This window comes from Kitasatospora sp. NPDC057518 (genome assembly GCF_042802075.1).
Taxonomy (GTDB): domain Bacteria; phylum Actinomycetota; class Actinomycetes; order Streptomycetales; family Streptomycetaceae; genus Kitasatospora.
In genome coordinates, this window is the sequence record NZ_JBHVEU010000562.1 from 1 (window position 1) to 5,074 (window position 5,074).

The 5,074-nt window shown below is 73.1% G+C and carries 4 protein-coding genes; 2 read left to right on the top strand and 2 right to left on the bottom strand.

Annotated features, from left to right (window positions below):
- Positions 1-35: 35 nt before the first annotated feature.
- Positions 36-1,262, bottom strand: a complete 1,227-nt coding sequence (locus ACFU7Z_RS36010; protein ID WP_380782228.1) for a threonine aldolase family protein — start codon at positions 1,260-1,262, stop codon at positions 36-38.
- Positions 1,263-1,616: 354 nt separating this feature from the next.
- Here ACFU7Z_RS36010 and ACFU7Z_RS36015 point away from each other — a divergent pair, with 354 nt between their 5' ends.
- The gene (locus ACFU7Z_RS36015; RefSeq protein WP_380782230.1) at positions 1,617-2,549 is read left to right on the top strand and encodes a M23 family metallopeptidase; all 933 of its coding nucleotides are present in this window, start codon (positions 1,617-1,619) and stop codon (positions 2,547-2,549) included.
- 37 nt (positions 2,550-2,586) lie between these two features.
- Here the strand turns inward: ACFU7Z_RS36015 and ACFU7Z_RS36020 are convergent, their stop codons facing one another.
- Complete coding sequence (locus tag ACFU7Z_RS36020; protein ID WP_053112112.1) at positions 2,587-3,219, bottom strand: TetR/AcrR family transcriptional regulator; 633 nt, start codon at positions 3,217-3,219, stop codon at positions 2,587-2,589.
- Between the two features lie 222 nt (positions 3,220-3,441).
- Here ACFU7Z_RS36020 and ACFU7Z_RS36025 point away from each other — a divergent pair, with 222 nt between their 5' ends.
- The gene (locus ACFU7Z_RS36025; protein ID WP_380782232.1) at positions 3,442-5,034 is read left to right on the top strand and encodes an MDR family MFS transporter; all 1,593 of its coding nucleotides are present in this window, start codon (positions 3,442-3,444) and stop codon (positions 5,032-5,034) included.
- Positions 5,035-5,074 lie beyond the last annotated feature (40 nt).

Here is a 5,074-nt window from a genome sequence, read left to right on the forward strand (position 1 = left end):
TCCCCGCAGCGCGCGGGGGCGGGCCGGACGCTTTGTCAGGCCCGGACGGCCGGCAGCCGGTCCAGGAAGGCGGCGGAAGCCACCGCGACGTCGGCGGCGGTCCAGTCGAGGGCGGACGCGGCGACCGTGACCTCGGTCACCGACAGCCCCGGCGGCCCGCCCGCGCGCCAGGCGCCGAACAGCCCGATCCCGGTGTCCTCGGCCAGCCCCAGCCCGGCCTCCTCCAACTCCCCGACCGGGTACGGCAGCCAGAGCTGGAACTGGTGGGTGTGCGGCGGGGCCGGATGCACCCGGGCGCCGGGGACGGCGGCGAACGCCCGGGCCAGCGCCCCGGCGACCGTCCGGGCGTGCGCCACGTACCCGGCCAGCCGCGGCAGTTCGCGCTCCAGCCCGGCCAGCGCGGCGAGCGCGAACGGCCACTGCTGGTAGAGCTGGCCGCCGTAGCGGTGCCGCCAGGCCCGGGCGGTGCGGACGAAGCCGCCCGGGCCGGCCAGCGCGGCGCCGCTGATCCCGCCGAGCGTCTTGTAGAAGGAGACGTAGACCGAGTCGGCCAGGCCGGCGAGCTCCGGCAGCGGCCGGCCGAGGGCGACCGCGGACTCCCAGATCCGGGCGCCGTCCAGGTGCAGCGCCGCGCCGTGCTCCTCCCGCACCACCGCGGCCAGCTCCACCAGCTCCGGCCAGCCGGGCAGCACGAACCCGGCGTCGCGCAGCGGCAGCTCCAGGCTCAGCGCAGCGTAGGGCTCGTCCAGGGCCCGCAGCTCCTCGGCGGTGGGCTGGCGCGGCTCGGCGGTCGGCCAGAGGCTGCGCAGCCCGGACAGCACGCCGAGCGCGTGCCGCTCGTGCCGGTCGGTGTGGGCCAGCGGGTGGGTGACCACGGTGCGGCACCCGGCGGCCTCGGCGTGGATCCGCAGGGCGATCTGCTGGGCCATCGTGCCGGTCGGGAAGAAGGCCGCGTCCTCGGTGCCGAGCAGCTCGGCGACCCGGTGCTCCAGGGTGCGGACCACGCCGTCGCCGTACTGGTCCGGGCGGCCGTCCAGGTCGGGGGCGCCGTGCGGCTCGGGGGCGGCGTCCGGGTCGGGTGCTCCGTCCGGGTCGGGGGCGGCGCCCGGCGGCGGGCCGGCCAGGTCGGCGAGGCGTTCGCGGATGCTCTGCGGCCGTGCCCCGGACAGCAGCCGCTCGCAGCCGCGCAGGGCGGCGAAGCGGCGGTCCGGCAGGCTCGGGCGGTCACCGGCGTCGGTGTCTTCGCTCCTGTTGCCATACATGGCTCGATGGTCCCGCAGCGGGCCGGACCGGTCAGCGGTGCGGACGGAAAGCGGTTCGAGCCCGCGAAACCCCGGCCGCGCGTGGTGCTGGTCACAGGCCTCCGGCACGGTACGACCGGCGGTAGTAGCGGGGCCGGGGAAGCGGCGGACGGCCCGGAGCGGTCATGCGCGATCCGATCTCATGATCATTGCTCCGTCGGTTTGAATCTCCGGCGCCACGATGACTACACGCCGTAGTACATCACCGCGTTTGGGACTCCGCCCGGTGACCGTTACACCTGAGTGGTCCCCCGCTCAGCACGCGCCCGAACGGGCGCTTCGTGCTGCCCTCGTACGATCCGTGAGGTACGGCAGATGTCCACCGTCCCACCCGTGGGGCCGGCCCTGCGCCGGCTCGCCGCCCAGGCGGCGGCCCGGGCCGCCGTCTGGCAGCCCCGGATCGGCCACGCCGTCCGCACCCAGGCCGCGCCGCTGCGCGCCCTCGGGGCGCCCCGGCACACCACCCTGCCCGGCAGCCGTCAGCGGGCCGAGCACGACCACGCGCTGGCCTCGGCCGGAGCGGTCGCCACGCTGCTCGCCGGCGTGCTGCTGGTGGCCACCCCGGGCACCGCCTCGGCGCAGACCGTACGGCCCACCACGCCGGGCAGCTCGGCCTTCACCGTGCCGCGGGCGGAGGTGCCGAGCGCGGGGCTGGTCCAGGTGGCCGGCCCCAGCCCGTACAAGCTGCCCGACGACGGCGACTCGGCACAGGATTTCGTGACGGTGGCGCCCAACCTGCTGCCGTTCGAACCGCCGGCACCGGAGCCGGAGCCGGAGCCCGCCGACGAGCCGGCCCCGGAGGCCGGACCCGCGCCGGAGCCCGGGCCCGCGCCGACTCCCGGGTGGTCGGCGCCGGTGCCGAACGCGCCGACCAGCAACCCGTACGGGAAGGCCAACCGCAGCTACGCCGCCGGGTACCACACCGGGGTGGACTTCGCGGTCTCCCCGGGCACGCCGCTGCTGGCGGTCGGCGACGCGAGCGTGGTGTCGGCCGGCTGGGACGGCGCGTACGGCAAGGAGGTCGTGCTGCGGCTGGCGGACGGGCACTTCGCGCAGTACGCCCACATGTCCTCGGTCACCGTCTCGGCGGGCCAGCGGGTGTCCGCGGGCGAGCGGATCGGGCTGTCCGGGAGCACCGGCAACTCGACCGGCCCGCACCTGCACTTCGAGATCCGCACCAGCAACCGCTACGGCGCGGTGGTCAACCCGATCGCGTACCTGGCGGGGCACGGCGTCACGGACTTCTGAGCCGCCCCGGGCGCCGGGCCCTGCGGGACCGGCGCCCTCAGCCGGTGGTGCGGGCGGGGTGGCTGATCCCGGCGCCGATCTCCAGCGCGATGTCCCGGGCCGCCCCGATCGCCTCGTCCAGGCCGGCGGGGGGCGGCTGCTCGCCCCACACGTTCGGGGTGTGGCCGCAGTCCGCCTTGTCCTGCTTGAGCAGGAACAGCGACGAGTGGACGGTGAACAGCGCCATCGCGGCCCGCAGCCGGTCGTGGAAGTCCGCCCCCGGCCCGTGCACCAGCTGCATCATGGTGATCATGCGGTCCCGGAAGGCCAGCCCGGCCGGGGACTCGCGCAGCGCGGGCTGGTTCTCGTGGAAGAAGCGCAGCAGCGGGGCCCGCTCGGCCATCCCGTCCGCGAAGCGGCGGATCAGCTCGTCGCGCATCTCCGGGCTCCAGGCCTGCTTGCGGCCCCACGCGATGGACTCGTCGATCGGCGCGGCCATCCGCTCGACGATGCCCAGGACGATGTCGTCCTTGGTCTTGAAGTGGTAGTAGAGCGCGGCCTTGGTGACGCCCAGGCGGTCGGCGATCTCGCGCAGTGAGGTCTGCTCGTAGCCCTGCTCGGCGAAGAGCTCCAGTGACACCTCGATGATGCGAGCCCGGGTGTCGCTGCGGGGGCTGTGCGGAGTGCCCATGGCCTGCCTCATGACTGCGTCGGTGACTACTGCGGACCCCGGAGCGGTGTTCGCCCCGGGCCCATTCTCCCTGCCCAGAAGGCCGGTCGGGAAACTGGCTTGACGACCGGCTAGGAAACAACCTACCGTGCCGACGGTCGATAAACTAGCCGGGCGACAAGTAAGTGAGCCGCCGCACGGCACGACGCTCCGTCCGAACCACCCTCCGGGAGACCCCACCTCATGTCACAGTCCAAGACCGCCGGCCCGGTGCCGGAGGACAAGACGACCGAGGAGGAGCAGCCGCGGTCGCCCCGCGAGATCCGCCTCGTGATGGTCGGCCTGGTCGTCACCATGCTGCTGGCCATGCTCGACAACCTGATCGTCGGCACCGCGATGCCGACCATCGTCGGCGACCTCGGCGGTGCCGAGCACCTGTCCTGGGTGGTCACCGCGTACACCCTGGCCACCGCCGCCTCCACCCCGATCTGGGGCAAGCTCGGCGACATGTACGGTCGCAAGGGCACCTTCCTCACCTCGATCGTGATCTTCCTGGTGGGCTCGGCGCTGTCCGGCCTGTCGCAGAACATGAACGAGCTGATCGGCTTCCGCGCCGTGCAGGGCCTGGGCGCCGGCGGACTGATGGTCGGCGTCATGTCGATCATGGGCGCGCTCGTCCCGCCGCGCGACCGCGGCAAGTACCAGGGCATGTTCGCCGCGGTGATGGCCCTCGCCACCATCGGCGGCCCGCTGGTCGGCGGCTTCATCACCGACCACCTGAGCTGGCACTGGACCTTCTACATCAACCTGCCGCTCGGCGTCGTCGCACTCGCCGTTGTCATCGTCACCCTGAAGCTGCCGAAGGTCCGCAGCACCGCCAAGATCGACTACCTGGGCGCCATCCTGCTCACCGTCGGCATCACCTCGCTGGTGCTGATCACCACCTGGGGCGGCCAGCAGTACGCCTGGGGCTCCAAGGAGATCCTCGGCCTGGCCGCGCTCTCCGCCGCCTCGCTGATCGCCTTCTGCTACGTGGAGCAGCGGGTCGAGGAGCCGATGCTCCCGCTGAGCCTGTTCCGCAACCTGAACTTCACCCTGGTCTCGATCATCGGCTTCATCGTCGGCTTCGTGATGTTCGGCTCGACCGTCTTCCTGCCGCTCTACCAGCAGATCGTCCAGGGCGCCTCGGCGACCAACTCCGGCCTGCTGCTGATGCCGATGATGTTCGGCATGCTGGTGATCTCGCTGGTGGTCGGCCAGGCCGTCACCAAGACCGGGAAGTACCGGATCTACCCGATCATCGGCACCATCGTGATGACCGTCGGCATGATCCTGCTCTCCACCATGGGCGTCGGGACCAGCAGCTTCACCTCTGCCTGCTGGATGGTCGTGCTCGGCGCCGGCATGGGCTTCCTGATGCAGATCACCATGCTGGTCGCGCAGAACAGCGTCGAGCTCAAGGACATGGGCGTGGCCAGCTCCACCGCCACCCTGTTCCGCACCATCGGCGGCTCCTTCGGTGTCGCGCTGTTCGGCGCGCTGTTCAACAACCGGGTGGCCGACACCATGAAGGAGCGGCTCGGCGAGCAGGCCTCGGCGGGCGGCGCGAAGGACCCGGGCCAGATGAGCCCGGCCGCGATGCGCGCACTGCCCGCTCCCGTCCAGGACGCCTACCACCACGCGGTGTCCAACGGCATGCACACCGTCTTCCTGTGGGGCGCCGGGGTGGCCGTGATCGCGATCGCCGCGGCGGTGTTCCTCCGCGAGGTGCCGCTGCGCGGCACCGGCAAGGGCGAGGCTCCGGCCGAGTCCTCGCTGGAGGCGGCGGCCGTCTGACGGTCCCCGCGCACGAAGGCGCCCCCGGGAGGTCCTCTCC